The sequence below is a fragment of the Glutamicibacter sp. GQ173 genome (genome assembly GCF_059759215.1).
In genome coordinates this window covers 316014-332026 of record NZ_JCAXDT010000003.1, presented here as the reverse complement: position 1 = coordinate 332026, position 16013 = coordinate 316014, and the positions used below count along the sequence as shown (strand labels likewise).

Sequence of the window (16013 nt, the reverse complement as noted above, 5' to 3'; positions counted from 1 at the left end):
CTGAAGGTCCGCTCCATCAATCAGCATCAAGATGGAGCGGACCTTCTTTCTGCTTGGCCTCGGACATCTCCCGGCGTTCGCCACGGTCGGTGAAGGGGTTCATTCCGTGGGATTGGTAATTGTCCACCAGAACCATGGCATTCCCAGCGGCCACCTCATCCAGAAATACCTGCAGGGCTTCGCTGGGCAGATCGTGAGCCTCACCGGGCTGGGCGGTCAGACGCACCCCATGCGGCAGGCAGCAAATCGCGTAAAAATTCCCTCGCCATCCGTTGGCTGGAGAGCATACTCGGAAATCACGCTGCCTCTGGAACCAAGTCGCCTGTGGTGTAACAAGTGCTGCGGGTGTACCAACGAGCTCCATGTCAGCCTCAAGCACGGTCAGCACCCTTGCCTGCACCAGACTGACGATGCCCCCGGTCGATCAGCACATGAGCATCTCGGTCTCCCCCCGTTGCGGGTACTGGAGAAAACAACCGTTCCCGGGCGCCTGGCCAAGATCGATGTCGCCGCACCTGTACGCGAGCCTGCGATGGGCCACGTCGCCAAGCCCAGGCAGGCCACCGGAATACCGAGGTAGTGGTAGCCCGCAACGACTTTGGCTTCGTCGTTGGGCAGTGGTTTGTTCCTGGTTTTGAACCATTCTTGGTAACTTCGCAGGCTCAGTGGATGGATTTCCCCGCGTCGGCTCCAAGAAACATATCGACACCTGCGCTGATCACGATAAGTGCTACTTAGAACGAAGTTCTGCTCAAGGTCAGCCAAACGCCGGTAGCGAAACTTTGCAACCACGTCATGGCAGGCATCCAGGTTCTTGGTGCCGGGCACCATCAGCAATCACCCCGCCTCTGTCCCTACCTCGGCGGCGAATAACGAATCGTCCAGGCAACTAACGAGTCCCCCGCAACCGCGGGCCTTGGAAGGCCGCCTGAGCCAGGGGCTGGTCTTCATCATCCAACGAGCGAAGCTCGAGCTGCGCGGCCAAGGCGTGGACTTTCTCGCTGATCAGCTTCCGATATCCCAGGGGCGTGTTTGCTCCGGTGCCAAAGAGTTTGCTGTAGCGCATTCCGAGCTCGGGACGGTTCTGTCGAACCCATGCCTGGAACGATTCGAGCGCGCCGGGACGAAGGTGCATGACCCCGTGCCGCACGGTCGATGCCCCGGCGTCCTTGATGCGTTGGAGCGCAGCGCCAAGTTGCTCGTCGGAATCTGTGAGAAACGGAATCACTGGCATGAGGAATACGGTGACGTCGAACCCTGCATCTGCGAGTTGGCGCACCGTTTCCAGGCGTGCGGTGGCGGCGGGCGCCCCCGGTTCGAGGAGCCGACGGAGCGGTTCGTCGAGGATCGCGATGGACATGCTTATTTCAACCTTGACGATCCGACGGGCTGCGACGAGCGCGGGGATGTCTCGGCGGATCAGAGTGCCTTTTGTCAGGATGGAGAACGGGGTGTGATGCGCGGCGAGTGCCTGGATGACGCCCGGCATGAGCTGGTATCTGCCTTCAGCGCGCTGGTATGGATCGGTATTGGTACCCAGGGCGACCAGTTCGCGCTGCCAATTCCGCTTCCGGGTGAGTTCGCGGTCGAGGACATCGACGATGTTCGTCTTGACGATGATCTGCTGGTCGAAGTCGGGGCCGCTGTTCAATCCGAGGTAGGTGTGCGACCCGCGGGCGAAGCAGTAGCGGCAACCCATCGTGCATCCGCGATACGGATTGATGGTCCAGCGGAACGGCATGCGCGAGGATTCCGGTACTTTCGTGAGCGCAGACTTGGCCTCGACCTCGTGGAAAACTATGCCGGCGAATTCCGGCGTGCGGACAGTGCGCGTCGCCCCGGCCAGCTTAAGGATCGGGGCTCCTGTGATTGCCTCCCGATTAACATCCCGCTTCTGGGCATCCCAGCGCGTTGGCTTGGGGATCAGTGCTTCGAGCTGCTCGCCGTTCATCGTTCGGTCACGACGACGAGCTTGCCGGCCGCAGCCCCGGATTCCATCTTGCGGTGGGCATCATGGATGCGCTCGAAGGAGAAGACCTCGTCGACGGGGATCGAGAGTAGACCGCGCTGCGCATCGTCGAGATACGCCTGCAAGACTCCAGCAGGAAGGTCCTCTGGCCCCCCGGAGTACGCGGTGAGGCGCACGCCCTTGGGCAGATAATCGATCGGATAGAAGTCTTTCACAGTCCACTGATTCGAGAGCATCCCGGAGAAGCACACGGTGCCGTGCACCCGCACCGCGCGGAGCGTGTCCTGCAGGGTCGGTGTCCCTACGAGCTCGAGGGCTGAATCCACCCCGCCGGGCAGGATCGCGCGGATCTGGGCGGCAATGCCACCGTCATCGATAAGTACGTGATCGGCGCCGAGGCGGCGCAGCGCATCTGCCTTTTCGGGGTTCCGCGTAGTGGCGAAGACGGCAGCGGCGCCCTGGCGTTTGGCCAGTGCTGCGGCAGCCATCCCGATCGAGGATGTGCCACCCCGGATGAGGATGCTCTGGCCGGCCTGGAGGTCCATGCCCACCGTGAGCGATCCGTAGGCGGTTTGGAGCATCTCGGGAACCGCGCCGAGCAAATCCCAGCTGAGTGCCGAGGTGAACGGGATGACCTGCCCGAGAGGCACGCAGGTGTATTCGGCATAGCCGCCGTCGAAGCTTCGCCCCATGCCTCCCATCATGGTCACGACCTGCTGCCCAGGGGCCATGGTGCCGCTGGGATCGAAATCGATGACACCGGTGGCCTCGATGCCAAGCACGCGTGGGTAGGTGACCGCGTCACCGGCGAAGCCGAGCCGCGTGTGCAGCTCCGAGCGGTTGATGCCGAACGCCTTCACCTTGATGCGCACCCATCCGGGCTTCGGCAACGGGAGCGGGAGGTCGCGGATCATGAGGGCTTCGACCGGGCCTGGGCCGTCGAGGACGATCGCGCGCATCGTGTGTTCCATCGTGGTCACTCCGATTCCGCCTCGAGCAGCTCACGCAACCAGGCGCGTTGCGCTTTGCTCGCGGCCTTGGCGGTCACGAAAATTCCCCGCCGGTAGGGGTCGGTGATCTCGGTGCTCTTCAGTGCCCGGCCGTCCGATGCGAAAAAGCTCGCAGGTTGTTCAAGGAAATCAAGGCGGCGTTGCAAGACGGCCCGGCGCCCTGCCGGATCGGGCAGGTGCGTGAGGAACGCAAGCACGACGAAGAAGCTGTTCAGGTCGGTGAGGTCCTGCCCCTCGACTTCACGCAACAGCGATTCCAGCCGCTCGCGACCGGTGGCCGTGAGGCTCAGGGTCTTCCGGGGAACGCTGCCCACGCCGGATTCGACCTGCTCACCCAGGTACCCGGCCTTCGCCAAGCGCTTGATCGCCGGATACAAGGTACCGTCGCTAATCTTGCGGGCATGGCCATGCAACTGTTCCATCTTGCGGCGCAACTCGTAGCCGTGCAGGGGCCCATCGGCGAGGAAGCCGAGAATCATCAACTCGATCATGGTTCAATAATACACAACGATTCGATGTACAACGTTTCGATGCATAGTATTCAGCATGATCGAGTTCGAATACGTCACCAAGGCCTACCCGGATGGCACCCTGGCGGTTGCCGGCTTCTCCTTGCGGAACGAACCCCACCGCACGATCGCCCTTCTCGGCTCATCGGGTAGGGGATAGGACAACGCTGCTGCGCATGGTGAACCGGATAGTGGAGCCTACCTCAGGCCGGATCCTCATCGACGGCGAAGATGCCACTATGGGCGGCCCGGTTCGCCTGCGGCGTTCAACCGCCTACGCACTGCAGTCCGGAGGGCTCATGCCGCATCGTATCGCTCTCGGCAACATTGCCGCAGCCCTGCGCCAGAACGGTGCCGGCAAGGCGCAGGCTCGCGAGCCGTCGCTGGAGCTGATGGATCGCGTTGGCCTCGACCGGATACTGGCCCAGCGGTACCCGGGGCAGCTCTCCGGTGGCCAGCAGCAGCGCGCAGACGTGGCCCGGGCGCTCGCGCCCAAGCCGGAGATTCTCATCATGGACGAGCCGTTCGGCGCTGTCGACCCTATCGTGCTCCGCGAACTCCAAGACGAACTTCGTGCCGAACTTTTGCCATTGGCAAGATCCATCACCATGCGCTCCATTTGAGCTTGGATCAGCAGAAAGAGGACTGCATATCTTCCGGGCTTCGTGGCGCGCTACATCTTTCCCTACCGAGCGCACTGAGACACGGTAGCTAGAGTGCATCGCTTCGGTCCGGGCAGCCCGCACCGTGCCGCCGTCGGGGAAGCACGCTCCCCGGCCATGGTTCAAGATCCAGACGCACCTACGGGCACCGCGCACTCCGGATTCCTCCAAGGCACGCGGCACCCGCAGGCACCCGATTCACATGCTTTTAGAACATTCAAGGACTCACGCCCCGGTTCAGCGCGCTGCGTTCTCCGGGTGGTGCTTTTCATGCCAGTGGCGGGCGATGTCCACGCGGCGGGTGACCCAAATGTCCTCGTGCGACTTCACGTACTCGAGGAAGCGGCGCAGCGCCGCGGCTCGGCCGGGACGGCCGACCAAGCGGCAATGCAGGCCGATGGACATCATTTTCGGAGCACCTTCCTGGCCCTCCCGGTACAGGGTGTCGAAGGTGTCCTTGAGGTAGGAGAAGAACTGGTCGCCGGAGTTGAAGCCCTGGGCGCTGGCGAACCGCATGTCGTTGGCTTCGAGGGTGTAGGGGATCATCAAGAAGGGCTTGCCCTCGTCGGTGGCGACCCAATACGGCAGGTCGTCAGCGTAGGTATCCGCCGAGTAGAGGAAGCCGCCCTCTTCCTGCACCAGGCGCAGGGTATTGTCCGAGGGCTTGCCCTGGTATATGCCATAAGGGCGTTCACCGGCGACTTCGGTGTGCAGGCGCACGGCCTCGCGGATGTGGGTGCGCTCGACTTCCTCGGGGACGTCCTTGTATTCCAGCCAGCGATAGCCGTGGCTGGCGATTTCCCAGCCGGCTTCATTCATCGCCGCAACGGCTTCGGGGTTGCGGGCCATGGCGGTGGTGACACCGTAGACGGTTACCGGCAACTGCATCTGCGTGAACATGCGGTGCAGGCGCCAGAAGCCGGCGCGTGAACCGTACTCGTAGATGGACTCGATGTTCAAGTTTCGCTGGCCCTGCCAGGGCGCAGCCCCGACGATTTCCGAGAGCAGGCATTCCGAGGCGTCATCGCCGTCGAGGATGTTGCTTTCGCCGCCTTCTTCGTAGTTCACCACGAACTGGACGGCGAGCTTTGCGCCGCCAGGCCACTGCGGATCCGGAGTATGGCGGCCGTAGCCGATGAGGTCACGGGGGCTGTCCAGGTCGATGACATCCTTCATGGGCATTAGATTCCTTTCAAACGATGAAACTTTAATTCCGCCAGTCGGAATAGTGCTCTACATCATAGGATATGCCTTCGCTGCCCGGGAGTCTACATTTTGCCCCGCGGAGTCGTATTGCGCTTCGGTCGATGGGCTGCTCCCGGCTTCAAGCCAGTGGCCGCACCAATGCGGGATGCAGACTTGCCGGGGATCCGGTCCGGTTGGCCGATGGGACCCTGGCCGCAGTGCCAAGTGAATGCGCAGGCTCATCCCAGTCGGCGCACAGGCTGTGCGATTAGAGTCGTTATTACCTCATGAAGGTGCGAGTGATGACAAAAGTTTGGTCCCGATGCTTCGGCATCGGGACCAAACTTTTTTGCGCAGCTTCTAGCTCGTCTCGACCAGCGTCCGCGCTGAGGCAATCTTCTTTCGCGAGCGTTCCCCGGCCACGGCAACACCTATGGCAAGCACACCGGTAAACAGAACGCCGACGCCGATATGCACCTGCAAGAAGGCGGCGCCGGCGGCAGCTCCGACCAGGATGAGCGCCACCGCAAGCAATCGCCGTTCCCAGTATTTGCCGCTGCCTCCGCCGAGTGGCGAGTCCGCGGCGAGGCCGGTCAGCGTCGACGTGACCACCACGGTGGTCACATCCTTAACGGCCAGATGACGGGCGGTTGCGGCCTGCAGGCCCATGGCCCCCGCGATGAATCCAGTCACAGAGAGGGCTGCGCCTGCAGAAACCTGATGGAGGTCGGCAAAGAGCGCTAGAGCGGTCAGAACCAGGAAGAAGCCAACCACTCCAATCAATACGGTAGTCCGCTGGCTCCATCCCGCATCTTCTTTTTTCAGCACCCTGCCGGCAATGGCCGCGCCCAATACGAAACCCACGAGCGCCACGGAAGGACCCAGCACAGGAAGTCCATCGGCGCCCATGAGCGCCATGCCGAGAATCACCACATTTCCGGTCATGTTTCCAGTGAAGACCCGGTCCAGGCCCAGATAGCCGACGGCGTCGATAATCCCTGTCGAAAAGGTCAGCACAAGCATCAGGACCAGGTGCATTCTCGCTGGGTCATGGGAGTTGGGAACGTTAGGCATAATTGGTTCATCTTTCACTACGGTCGGATCAGTGCCTAGCGTAGGTCACCGCCTGATGATCCCCTATGCATGTTGCGAACCCGCTTCACATCATCGCTTTCGTTACGAGCGGCGCATGCAACGCAGGCACAAAAAATCCCTGCAACCACAAGGATGCAGGGATCAATTGCAATTGAATTGTTTAGCGGATTGCTTCGGCAATCGGGGTCTGGCCGTCGTAGAAGTTCACCGTCGCGCGGACCGCAGCTCCGGCATCCACCACGTGCGCAATGACTTCTGCGACATTTTCCCGGGAAACTTTGCCGGTCTCCGGGCTGGGAGCTTCCCCATCGATGTTGCCGGCGCCGTCGGCAATCAAGATCTCCTTGGTGCCTGGCTCCAAGGTCAGCGCGCCCGGACCAAGAATGGTGTAGTCCAAGCCGGTGCCTCGCAGCACAGCGTCCGCATCGTGCTTTGCCTTCGCGTAGGTGTAGAAGGAATTCTCGGGGTCCAGGTTTTCGACATCCACCAGGGCACGCGAATAGGAGACCATCACATAACGGCTGACGCCGGCCCGCTCGGCGGCTTCCATGGAACGCGTGGCGGCCTCGAAGTCCACAGCGCGGGTGCGCTGCGGGTTTCCGCCTCCGGCACCTGCGGAAAAGACAATGGCATGGGCACCGCGGAAAGCCTCGGCAAGCTGATCGACATCGGCGCTTTCGATATCGAGTACTACCGGAGTGGCCCCGATCCCCGAGATTTCCCCGGAGTGTTCCGGGTTGCGGATCAAGGAGTCGACAGCGAAACCTCGCTCGGCCAATTTGGGTGCCGCCAGCAAGGCTATCTTCCCGTGGCCGCCTACGAGTACAACTCGACGATCTTCAGACATGCACTACTCCTTCTGATCATTGTTCACATCGCTACAGTCGGCATAACCGCCATCGCCAGCGGGATATTCCATGATCACCAATAAATAGGCTCAAGCTGGCAATCCGCTCCGAATCACTTTTCATTCCAGGCAACCCGGGCGTAATCTTTTGCGCATAGACCCACACCCGACACAGGACAAACGCTCATGAATCAGAAAACGTTGACCCTGGAATTGAGCAACGATCAATTTGCCGACCTTGCCAACGCTCTGGAAGACCACCGGGACTACTTCAAGAAACGTGCCGATGAAGCCATGCTCGGCTTCGGGCTGGATACCGGCTATTGGACTTCGCGCTCCCAAGACGTGCAAGAACTACTGGATTTAGTCCTGCACAATGCCCGGCAAGACCACTAGGGTTTTGCCACCCACTCGTCCCTGAGCATCGCGTAGGAATTGCTGTCCATCCATTCACCGCTGCGATGCAGGCTATTGGATTTCTCAAAGGCTTCCCTTCGCATGCCCACACGTTCCATCAGCCTGGCCGAGGGTTCGTTGGCCGCGAAACATCCCGCAACGATCCTGCGGAGACCTAATTCTTCAAAGCACAGCTTCATAGCCCGGCGTACCGCTTCAGTCGCATATCCCTGACCCGTGAATTGCGGGTCAAAGCTCCACCCGAGTTCCGCTTCCACCGCTTGGGTCCGATCCAGAATTTCGCGTTGGCCCCAGGCATCCTTGATGAAGACCATGATCGTTCCAATCAATTGGGATTCGCCACCCGGTCCACTGATCTCGACTGCGATATCGCGATTGATTTTCCCCGACTCGATAAATTGCGCGCGGTACGTTTCAAAGTCTTGGGGAGCCGAGGTGATCTATTGGGTCACTTCTGGCAATTTTCGGTATTTCCATGTCCTTGCCAAGTCGTCTTCGGTCAAGCGGCGCAGGGAAACCCTGTCAGCAGTGGCCGGCCAAGTGACTTGGCCCAGGGAAGCAGTCATAAGCGCATCCTACCGAATCTTCGACATGAACGTGGGCCAGGCTGGCGCCGCTCATGCACCGCCCGAAGCTCAAATAAAGAACTGTTTTGATTGCTAATTTTTTGCGATGATCGGCCAGTTCAAAGGCGAACTGTCGAAAAATTTGTATTATTCGCGAATATTTTGGTGTGGAAATACTACCTAAAGTGACATAGTCAACACCAATAAGATTTGGCTTAATTTGATCAGATAAGGCTAAGCTAATTACCAGAACATTCACACGCGCAACCAATGAAGGTTGCCATAAGAAAAGGACGTCATGGCCTCCATGAAGCTGCGTGCCGCTGCCCTTCTGAGCATTGCTGCACTGTCTCTCACCGCTTGCGGTTCCAATACCAGCACGGCCGCTGACGCAAACGCCGCCGACACCAAGACAGTGACTTTCACCGACAACGACGGCGAAAAGAGCGTAGCGGTACCGGCCAAGTCTGTTGTCGCCACCGACAACCGCACCTTCGAGACGCTCGAGGCCTGGGGCATCAAGCTCACCGCCGGCGCAGTCTCCCTGATGCCAGACACGATCTCCTACACCGAGGACGAGGAAATCCTCGACCTCGGCAGCCACAAGGAGCCAAACTTGGAATCCGTGGTCACGGTTGATCCGGACCTGATCATCAACGGGCAGCGCTACACGCAATATGCCGAGAAGTTCCAGGAGCTGGCTCCCGACGCCACCATCGTTTCGCTGGATCCGCGCGATGGCGAAGCCTTCGATTCCGAGCTGGAACGCCAGGTCACCACCCTGGGCGAAATCTTTGAAAAGCAGGACGAAGCCAAGAAACTGGTTGACGACTTCCAAGCTGCCGAGCAGCGGGTCAAGGATGCCTACAACACCGACGACACTGTCATGGGATTGATCGCCTCGGGCGGCGAGCTGGGCTACTCCGCTCCAACCACCGGCCGTACCGTGGGCCCGATGTTCGACTTCCTGGGCCTGACCCCGGCGCTGGAGCTGGACGAGTCCTCCACCGATCATGAAGGCGACGATGTCTCGGTTGAGGCCATCGCCAAGTCCAACCCGGACTGGATCATCGTCATGGACCGCGATGCCGCAGTGGGTGCCGACGGGGAGGATTACAAGCCCGCCAAGGATCTGCTGGAGAATTCCGAGGCATTGCAGAATGTGACCGCTGCCAAGGAAGGCCACGTCGTGGTCATGCCGGCGGACACCTACACCAACGAGAGCATCCAGACCTACACCGAATTCCTCAACGAATTCGCCGATGCCCTGGAAACTGCCAAGTAGCAGCCATGCATTTCCACCAGCTTTAGTGGCGACGCCGGATTCGGGCGCCGCCACTAAAGCTGTTTTCCCACCACACTTTTCCACGGCGGCAACATGACAAGCACCACTGCGCCCGCGCGGACCAAATCCAAGGTCTTCACCGGCAAACTCGCACTAGGAATTCTCGGGGTTCTCCTGCTCCTGGCCCTCTCGCTGTTCACCGGCGTCTACGACATCTTCGGCAAGGACGATGGCGCTCAGATGTTCGCCATCACCCGCATCCCCCGCACCATCGCGCTGGTGCTCGCCGGGGCAGCCATGGCCATGAGCGGATTGGTCATGCAGCTGCTGACCCAGAACCGCTTCGTGGAACCCACCACCACCGGCACCACAGAGTGGGCTGGCCTCGGCTTGTTGACCATGCTGGTGTTCTTCCCCACCGCGGGCCTGCTGGCCAAAATGGGCATAGCCATCGTCTTTGCCTTTATCGGCACCATGGTCTTTTTCCTGTTCCTGCAGCGCGTGTCCCTCAAGGCCTCGCTGACCGTCCCGATCGTGGGCATCATGCTCGGATCCGTTGTCGGCGCCTTTTCCACTTTCTTCGCGCTGTCTACCGACAAGCTCCAGTCGCTGGGCATCTGGATGGCCGGGTCCTTCACCTCGGTGATCCGCGGCCAATACGAAGTGCTGTGGATTGTCGCCCTGGTCGCCGTGGCCATCTACATCGTGGCCGACCGCTTCACCGTGGCAGGCCTGGGCGAAGAGATCGCCACCAACGTGGGCCTGAACTACCGCCGCGTGATGCTGCTTGGCACCGCGCTGATCGCCGTCGCCACCGGCGTGGTCACCGTGGTGATTGGCAACCTGCCGTTTTTGGGCCTGATCGTGCCAAATATCGTCTCGCTCATCCGCGGCGACGACTTGCGCAGCAACCTGCCCTGGGTGTGCCTGCTGGGCATCGCGATCACCACGCTGTGCGATTTGATCGGGCGCACCATCATCATGCCCTTCGAAGTGCCGGTCTCCCTGATCCTGGGCGTACTCGGCGCGATCGTCTTCATTTTCCTTCTGCTCAGGCAGCGCAAAGTTGGCTAATACCATGACTATTCCTGCCCTCGGAACACATCGTCCCAGCCGGTCCTCAGGACCGCTGCCCAGTGCCAAGGTCCGCAAGCGCTACTGGATTACCCTTGGTGTCCTGATCGCGATGGCCGTGCTCTTCGCTGCTGGGTTGCTGGCCTGGGACAACCCCATGCCGGTAGGCTCCACCGGCTTCTGGGTGATCGCGAAACTGCGTGCCAGCAACGTCTTGACCATGGTGATCGTGGCTCTGTGCCAGTCCATCGCCACCGTCGCCTTCCAAACCGTGACCAACAACCGCATCATCACCCCATCCATCATGGGCTTCGAGGCCCTGTACCGGGTGGTGCAAACCGGGGCGGTCTTCTTCTTGGGCGCCGCCGGCATCACCTTCTTCACCGGGCTCAGCCAGTTCCTCTTGCAGGTGGCCATCATGGTGGGCCTCTCGGTGGCGTTGTATGGCTGGCTGCTGTCGGGAAGGCTCGGCAATATCCAGATCATGTTGCTGGTGGGCATCATCATCGGCACAGGATTGGGGTCGATTTCCACCTTCATGCAAAGGCTGCTGACCCCGAGCGAGTTCGATGTGCTCACCGCCCGGCTTTTCGGCTCCATGGCCAATGCGGATATGGGCTACATGCCTGTGGCCATTCCGCTGGTGGTGATTGCCGGCGGCTATCTGGTGCTGGCTTCCAAGAAGATGAACGTCCTGGCCCTGGGCAAGGAAACCACCATCAACTTGGGGCTGAACCACCGCCGCGAGGTCATGAAGGTCCTGCTCTTCGTATCCATCCTGATGGCTGTGACCACGGCGCTGGTCGGCCCGCTGACCTTCTTGGGCTTCCTCGTGGCAACCTTGGCCTACCAATTGGCCGACACCTACGACCACCGCTACATCTACCCGATGTCATTCCTCATCGGCTTTGTGGTTCTGGCCGGCGCGTACTTCATCATGAAGAACCTGTTCTATGCCCAGGGCGTGGTGGGCATCATCATCGAAGCCGTCGGCGGCATCACCTTCTTGATTTTCATCCTGCGAAAGGGACGGCTGTGATAACGCTCAAAGACGTCAGCAAAAAGTACAGTTCCAGCGTGGCCATCGGCCCGGTCACCCTGGAAATCCCCACCGGCGGGCTGACCGCGCTGGTCGGCCCGAACGGCGCCGGCAAGTCCACCATGCTCACCATGGTGGGACGGCTGATGGGCATCGATGAAGGGAACATCGAGGTCTCGGGCTACGACGTCGCCACAACCAATTCGAAAGACCTGGCCAAGATCGTTTCGATCCTGCGCCAGGAAAACCACTTTGTCACCCGGCTGACCGTGCGCCAGCTGGTGGGCTTTGGACGCTACCCGCACTCCAAGGGCCGGCTGAACCACGCCGATGAGGAGATCATCTCGCGGTCCATCGATTTCCTGGATCTGGGCGAGCTGGAAGGCCGCTACCTTGATGAGCTCTCCGGCGGCCAGCGCCAGCGCGCGTATGTGGCCATGGTGCTGGCCCAGGACACCGATACCGTATTGCTCGATGAACCGCTGAACAATCTGGACATGAAGCATTCGGTGGTCATGATGCAGCATCTGCAGCGTGCTGCGGCGGAACTGAACCGCACCATCGTGATCGTGCTGCACGACATCAATTTCGCCGGCCACTATGCTGACTACATTTGCGCCATGAAGCACGGCAAGGTGGTGCAGTTCGGCACCCCGGAGCAGATCATGCAGGACGAGATCCTCACCGAAGTTTTCGAAACACCTGTGAGCGTGGTTCCTGGTCCCAATGGCCCGTTGGCTGTGTATTACTAAGCAATGACAAATTGCGCCCAAATAGATACCTGTTACAGTTTGTCTCTTCTCCAGCGCATACTCGGCAATGAGTACGCACTCGTGGTTAGTTGCAAGCTATCAGTGGCCCTAGCGACAGCTTAACAGCCCTTGCGTCAGCAAAATATTTGGGTTAGGCAATCACGTGCGTTGGCATCCTAATTACCTGACCTCGCAACGCCTATCGGTGCCGGCAGCTAACCGACAAGGCTCACCACCAAGTTGATGGTAGTGGCTAGCAGTCCTGTGCCAAAGACAAATGCGAGCAAGCTGTGGCGAAGGACTACAGAACGCATGGCATGTGTCGTGATGTTCGTGTCCGCAACTTGATAGGTCATTCCCACGCTGAAAGCCATGTACGCAATATCCGTGTACCGAGGTAGACCCACTTGGTTGAATTCAATACCGCCAGGTTCTCCATTGAAGTAGACCTTAGCGTAGCGCAAAGTAAATAAGGTGTGAACCAATAGCCACGACATAGCCGTGCAACTCAGAGCCAGAAAAGCCAAAAAGAATCGGCTCGCTCCTTCCACGTTGTTGCTGCCTACAATGACCAGCATGACAGCAGCCAGAGAACCGACCGCTGCCAGTAAAATTAATAGCTCAGACGCGCGAAGCCCCGGATCTTCTGCCCTTGCATGGGATGCTGTGCGTTTTGAATCCATGGGCGCGATAGCCAGCCAGATGGTGGCGATGTAAATGAACGCCGCAACCGTCCACCCAACGGCCGGGGCGTAGCTCCACGACCCCATCACCCCCGTTAGAACCGTGGCGAGCAAACCACAGACGATCATGCTCAAAGAGCGGAACTGACGATGCCTTCTACGAGTGCCTCCCAAATGATCCATGGTGCAAGTATGCCACCGGTTGGACTGCTTTGAGCGGTCCACCAACTATGCGATAGGCAACCCAGAATTTTTAGAGTCAAACGGTACCAAAGCGAGTCTAAATGACTATCAACCGGTCTGAACTGCCTGATCCTTCGACTTGTTAATCCAGATAGCTCCAGGCATCACCAAGATCTTCGCATCCCGTGTTGAGCCGTAACGTTCAGATGTTGCGCAGCCGTGCTGGCGTGGCGATAAGGTGATGGGTGGTCATGAAATCAGTGGGCAAAGAAAACTGGCCAGGTGCGGGCAATTCTGCTGTCCGTGAGTGGGAGGTTTTCACGTCCGCTTGCAACCTGGCAACCGGCTCCGCGCTCGCTCCGCGGGAATCCCGGGTTCACCACCTCGGACACAATCGTCAATCGCGCTAGGCATCAGCACGGAGTGGCAGTAGGGACTACGCTCTTCCGCATCTGACAGATCTGCCCGACCATCACCTGCAACCCAGCCGTGGGAATCAGCACCGACGGTACTCGCGTTGGACCCACCGACTCTTCATCAGGCCCTTCGACATAATCCGAGACGGGCATTCCATGATGGTCCGGAGCTGAACGCCTATTGACTGTCCATGTGGAAACACCCCAGTACAAGGCACCACCACATGCGCGTACGCTCCCTTCCTCAACAGACGATGTCGGGTTACCCAGATAAGTAGGAGACGCTTATCCGCCCATGTAAAGAGGGGCCCGTCAAAATCAATTTCTCAATACAGAAACTTGATATCGCATTATAAAAATAATGTGACCTGAATCGCAGTGGTGTTCGTTATCATTACCGGCACCTCTCTCAGAGAGATCCTCCTAAGGAGCAGCCATGAATATCAAGTCTGCCGACGACTTCAGAGTCGCCGACCCAGCACCCAAAAAACCTTTCGACAACTCCCTGTTCTTCCAACTGGGAGTGGCGATCGTAGCTGGTGTGTCAATTGGGCATTTCCTCCCAGACATGGGGTCGCAGCTTCGACCGCTCGGCGACGGCTTCATCATGTGGATCAAGATGATCATCGCTCCCCTGATCTTCTTGGTTATCGTCACGGGAATCTCTGCTGTCGGCGATGTCAAAGCTGTGGGCCGCGTGGGGGTCAAAACTCTTCTCTACTTCACTGGCGCTACCATCTTCGCCCTAGTCTTCGGGTTGATCGTCGCCAACGTTTTCCAACCAGGCGCGGGGCTCAACATTGATCCAGATACATTGGATGCCACCTCACTTGAGAAAAGACGGGTGAAGCCAAGGTAGCCGCAGACTTCATTCTAGGTATCATTCCCGTCAGCGTGATCGGAGCTTTTACTGATAACAATCTATTGCAGGTTCTGTTCTTCTCCGTCTTCTTCGGAGCCCCATCGTGGTCGTAGGACAAGAACGTTGCGCCCCGCTGCTGGCAGTCTTTGAAAACGTGTTGGAATCGATCTTCAAGGTCATGAGCTGGGTCATACGAGTGGCTCCCCTGGGTGCCTTTGGGGCCATGGTCTTTATCATCGGTCAATACGGAATCGATGCCCTCGCTATATACGCAAAACTTATTTTGGCTTGCTACGCCGCAGCGCTGTTCTTCGTATGCGTCCTCTTCATCATTGCCTGGAGCATCGCCCGCGAAGAGTTCCTATTGGCATTAGGCACGGCATCCACGGAATCAGTAATGCCTCGTATCATGACGAAGCTGACCAACGCAGGTTGTTCTAGGGCGACCACAGGTCTGGTCATTCCCACTGGTTATTCGTTCAACCTCGATGGTGCCGCGATCTACCTGTCAATCTCACTGCTGTTCCTTACCCAGGCTTTCGGGCATGACCTTAGATTTGGCCAGCAGCTTGCGGCGTTAGGCATCCTCTTGTTGACTTCTAAAGGCATGGCCGGTGTTCCAGGGTCGTCCTTCCTTGCTTTGTCGGCAACAGCTGCTGCGCTGGGGATCTTCCCGGCAGCCGGCGTGGCCTTGCTTCTGGGGGCAGACCACGTCATGGACTCGATGCGCGTAGTCGTGAACCTGCTGGGTAACTGCGTGGCCACATTCGTCGTCGCAAAGTCGTCGCAAAATGGGAAGGACAATTCGACCATAACGTCATAAAGCGAGCCTTCGCCAGAGAAACTACCAACGAAGATACCACTCGCATGTTGGGACGCGATGAGGAATGGGAAGCCCTGGAAGCGGAACGCCTTGCTAAAGGCTAGCCGCCGTCACCAAAGTTCGGAGGCGGTCCAACCCCGGATGCACTGCCTCAAATTGACATAAAGGCAACGGCTAGACAAGAAGCACCTGATATCCAATAGGTGATAGCCACGAGCCTAAGCCAGTGAAAATGCTCTGCAACAACCCACTCGCGATTAACTTCAGCACAGGATTCCGGTAGAGCATTTTCCTGACTCGCCGCCTGTTGAACGCCTGTTGAAACCGTGCAAGGCCGGCGTCATTAATACCCAACAACCAGTGAGCTGCGCCCCGACGAGCGCATAAAGCCACAACGACGCGAACATCGTTCGTTCAGCAGCAGTCGGACGTGATGTCTAGGCAGCGGCCACGGTGATACTCCGCGGGTGACGCGTAACTCCTGGAATCCTGGAAGCCTGGAAGCCTGGAACCGATGCTTCCGAACAACTCGCCGCAGTGGGATTCAACAATCGCATCCGCACTGTCGCGCCACTGCTCTCTCTTCTCCTCTCGATTCTGCTTCACGACGTCCACATCTGGAGCAAAAGGCTAAGA

Annotated in this window: 20 protein-coding genes; 10 read left to right on the top strand and 10 right to left on the bottom strand. The window is 59.1% G+C overall.

Features of this window, described 5'->3' with window-relative positions; all coding sequences use genetic code 11:
• Positions 1–16: 16 nt before the first annotated feature.
• The 4 genes from AC6CHO_RS07540 to AC6CHO_RS07525 all read right to left on the bottom strand — a co-directional run bounded on the left by AC6CHO_RS07540 (position 17) and on the right by AC6CHO_RS07525 (position 3470).
• Positions 17–379 carry a hypothetical protein gene (locus tag AC6CHO_RS07540; RefSeq protein WP_498214418.1) on the bottom strand — a complete coding sequence of 121 codons (363 nt, stop codon included), beginning with the start codon at positions 377–379 and terminating at the stop codon, positions 17–19.
• Positions 380–889: 510 nt separating this feature from the next.
• On the bottom strand, positions 890–1951 hold the full coding sequence (locus AC6CHO_RS07535) for an Rv2578c family radical SAM protein (RefSeq protein ID WP_498214417.1): 1062 nt from the start codon (positions 1949–1951) through the stop codon (positions 890–892).
• Entirely contained in the window at positions 1948–2883 is a 936-nt protein-coding gene (locus tag AC6CHO_RS07530; protein ID WP_498214416.1) for a zinc-binding alcohol dehydrogenase family protein, read from the bottom strand. Before AC6CHO_RS07530 ends, AC6CHO_RS07535 begins: the two co-directional genes overlap by 4 nt.
• Before the next feature lie 62 nt (positions 2884–2945).
• The gene (locus AC6CHO_RS07525; RefSeq protein ID WP_498214415.1) at positions 2946–3470 is read right to left on the bottom strand and encodes a PadR family transcriptional regulator; all 525 of its coding nucleotides are present in this window, start codon (positions 3468–3470) and stop codon (positions 2946–2948) included.
• A gap of 55 nt (positions 3471–3525) precedes the next feature.
• On the opposite strand from AC6CHO_RS07525, the gene AC6CHO_RS07520 reads away from it, so the two are divergent.
• Together AC6CHO_RS07520 and AC6CHO_RS07515 are read left to right on the top strand one after the other, a co-directional pair.
• Positions 3526–3648, top strand: a complete 123-nt coding sequence (locus AC6CHO_RS07520) for a hypothetical protein (RefSeq protein ID WP_498214414.1) — start codon at positions 3526–3528, stop codon at positions 3646–3648.
• Between the two features lie 31 nt (positions 3649–3679).
• A complete protein-coding gene (locus AC6CHO_RS07515; protein WP_498214413.1) occupies positions 3680–4111 on the top strand; it encodes an ATP-binding cassette domain-containing protein in 432 nt (143 codons plus the stop codon).
• A 276-nt stretch (positions 4112–4387) separates the two neighbouring features.
• Here the strand turns inward: AC6CHO_RS07515 and puuE are convergent, their stop codons facing one another.
• From puuE to AC6CHO_RS07500, 3 genes are all read right to left on the bottom strand, one after another.
• Positions 4388–5332 carry an allantoinase PuuE gene (gene puuE / locus AC6CHO_RS07510; protein WP_498214412.1) on the bottom strand — a complete coding sequence of 315 codons (945 nt, stop codon included), beginning with the start codon at positions 5330–5332 and terminating at the stop codon, positions 4388–4390.
• Positions 5333–5695: 363 nt separating this feature from the next.
• Positions 5696–6409 carry a YoaK family protein gene (locus AC6CHO_RS07505; RefSeq protein ID WP_498214411.1) on the bottom strand — a complete coding sequence of 238 codons (714 nt, stop codon included), beginning with the start codon at positions 6407–6409 and terminating at the stop codon, positions 5696–5698.
• Positions 6410–6590: 181 nt separating this feature from the next.
• Entirely contained in the window at positions 6591–7277 is a 687-nt protein-coding gene (locus AC6CHO_RS07500; protein ID WP_498214410.1) for an SDR family oxidoreductase, read from the bottom strand.
• A 186-nt stretch (positions 7278–7463) separates the two neighbouring features.
• Here AC6CHO_RS07500 and AC6CHO_RS07495 point away from each other — a divergent pair, with 186 nt between their 5' ends.
• A complete protein-coding gene (locus tag AC6CHO_RS07495; protein WP_498214409.1) occupies positions 7464–7673 on the top strand; it encodes a hypothetical protein in 210 nt (69 codons plus the stop codon).
• Here AC6CHO_RS07495 and AC6CHO_RS07490 read toward each other — a convergent pair.
• Complete coding sequence (locus AC6CHO_RS07490) at positions 7670–8134, bottom strand: GNAT family N-acetyltransferase (protein ID WP_498214458.1); 465 nt, start codon at positions 8132–8134, stop codon at positions 7670–7672. The genes AC6CHO_RS07495 and AC6CHO_RS07490 overlap by 4 nt on opposite strands.
• Positions 8135–8260 (bottom strand): hypothetical protein, encoded by a 126-nt coding sequence (locus AC6CHO_RS07485; protein ID WP_498214408.1) that lies wholly within the window; start codon positions 8258–8260, stop codon positions 8135–8137.
• A 298-nt stretch (positions 8261–8558) separates the two neighbouring features.
• Here AC6CHO_RS07485 and AC6CHO_RS07480 point away from each other — a divergent pair, with 298 nt between their 5' ends.
• The 4 genes from AC6CHO_RS07480 (at position 8559) to AC6CHO_RS07465 (ending at position 12410) form a co-directional block, all read left to right on the top strand.
• Positions 8559–9545 carry a siderophore ABC transporter substrate-binding protein gene (locus tag AC6CHO_RS07480; protein WP_498214407.1) on the top strand — a complete coding sequence of 329 codons (987 nt, stop codon included), beginning with the start codon at positions 8559–8561 and terminating at the stop codon, positions 9543–9545.
• Positions 9546–9638: 93 nt separating this feature from the next.
• Positions 9639–10619, top strand: coding sequence for an ABC transporter permease (locus tag AC6CHO_RS07475; RefSeq protein WP_498214405.1), 981 nt, complete (start codon positions 9639–9641; stop codon positions 10617–10619).
• 4 nt (positions 10620–10623) lie between these two features.
• Positions 10624–11658, top strand: a complete 1035-nt coding sequence (locus AC6CHO_RS07470; protein WP_498214404.1) for an iron chelate uptake ABC transporter family permease subunit — start codon at positions 10624–10626, stop codon at positions 11656–11658.
• Positions 11655–12410, top strand: coding sequence for an iron ABC transporter ATP-binding protein (locus tag AC6CHO_RS07465; protein WP_498214403.1), 756 nt, complete (start codon positions 11655–11657; stop codon positions 12408–12410). Before AC6CHO_RS07470 ends, AC6CHO_RS07465 begins: the two co-directional genes overlap by 4 nt.
• Before the next feature lie 215 nt (positions 12411–12625).
• Here the strand turns inward: AC6CHO_RS07465 and AC6CHO_RS07460 are convergent, their stop codons facing one another.
• Entirely contained in the window at positions 12626–13276 is a 651-nt protein-coding gene (locus AC6CHO_RS07460) for a DUF1345 domain-containing protein (RefSeq protein WP_498214401.1), read from the bottom strand.
• An 852-nt stretch (positions 13277–14128) separates the two neighbouring features.
• On the opposite strand from AC6CHO_RS07460, the gene AC6CHO_RS07455 reads away from it, so the two are divergent.
• From AC6CHO_RS07455 to AC6CHO_RS07445, 3 genes are read left to right on the top strand one after another with little or no spacing between them, the layout of a single operon-like run.
• Positions 14129–14551, top strand: coding sequence for a cation:dicarboxylate symporter family transporter (locus AC6CHO_RS07455; protein WP_498214400.1), 423 nt, complete (start codon positions 14129–14131; stop codon positions 14549–14551).
• A gap of 35 nt (positions 14552–14586) precedes the next feature.
• On the top strand, positions 14587–14667 hold the full coding sequence (locus AC6CHO_RS07450; RefSeq protein WP_498214457.1) for a hypothetical protein: 81 nt from the start codon (positions 14587–14589) through the stop codon (positions 14665–14667).
• Positions 14658–15377 (top strand): cation:dicarboxylate symporter family transporter, encoded by a 720-nt coding sequence (locus tag AC6CHO_RS07445; RefSeq protein WP_498214399.1) that lies wholly within the window; start codon positions 14658–14660, stop codon positions 15375–15377. The genes AC6CHO_RS07450 and AC6CHO_RS07445 overlap by 10 nt, the downstream gene beginning before the upstream one ends.
• Positions 15378–16013: the final 636 nt, after the last annotated feature.

Excerpts from the sequence above, each read along its gene's own strand:
- AC6CHO_RS07535 (WP_498214417.1), bottom strand. The coding sequence starts at position 1,951 with ATGAACGGCGAGCAGCTCGAAGCACTGATCCCCAAGCCAACGCGCTGG.
- AC6CHO_RS07530 (WP_498214416.1), bottom strand. The coding sequence starts at position 2,883 with ATGATCCGCGACCTCCCGCTCCCGTTGCCGAAGCCCGGATGGGTGCGC.
- AC6CHO_RS07525 (WP_498214415.1), bottom strand. The coding sequence starts at position 3,470 with ATGATCGAGTTGATGATTCTCGGCTTCCTCGCCGATGGGCCCCTGCAC.
- AC6CHO_RS07520 (WP_498214414.1), top strand. The coding sequence starts at position 3,526 with ATGATCGAGTTCGAATACGTCACCAAGGCCTACCCGGATGGCACCCTG.
- puuE (WP_498214412.1), bottom strand. The coding sequence starts at position 5,332 with ATGCCCATGAAGGATGTCATCGACCTGGACAGCCCCCGTGACCTCATC.
- AC6CHO_RS07505 (WP_498214411.1), bottom strand. The coding sequence starts at position 6,409 with ATGCCTAACGTTCCCAACTCCCATGACCCAGCGAGAATGCACCTGGTC.
- AC6CHO_RS07500 (WP_498214410.1), bottom strand. The coding sequence starts at position 7,277 with ATGTCTGAAGATCGTCGAGTTGTACTCGTAGGCGGCCACGGGAAGATA.
- AC6CHO_RS07495 (WP_498214409.1), top strand. The coding sequence starts at position 7,464 with ATGAATCAGAAAACGTTGACCCTGGAATTGAGCAACGATCAATTTGCC.
- AC6CHO_RS07485 (WP_498214408.1), bottom strand. The coding sequence starts at position 8,260 with ATGACTGCTTCCCTGGGCCAAGTCACTTGGCCGGCCACTGCTGACAGG.
- AC6CHO_RS07480 (WP_498214407.1), top strand. The coding sequence starts at position 8,559 with ATGGCCTCCATGAAGCTGCGTGCCGCTGCCCTTCTGAGCATTGCTGCA.
- AC6CHO_RS07475 (WP_498214405.1), top strand. The coding sequence starts at position 9,639 with ATGACAAGCACCACTGCGCCCGCGCGGACCAAATCCAAGGTCTTCACC.
- AC6CHO_RS07470 (WP_498214404.1), top strand. The coding sequence starts at position 10,624 with ATGACTATTCCTGCCCTCGGAACACATCGTCCCAGCCGGTCCTCAGGA.
- AC6CHO_RS07460 (WP_498214401.1), bottom strand. The coding sequence starts at position 13,276 with ATGGATCATTTGGGAGGCACTCGTAGAAGGCATCGTCAGTTCCGCTCT.
- AC6CHO_RS07455 (WP_498214400.1), top strand. The coding sequence starts at position 14,129 with ATGAATATCAAGTCTGCCGACGACTTCAGAGTCGCCGACCCAGCACCC.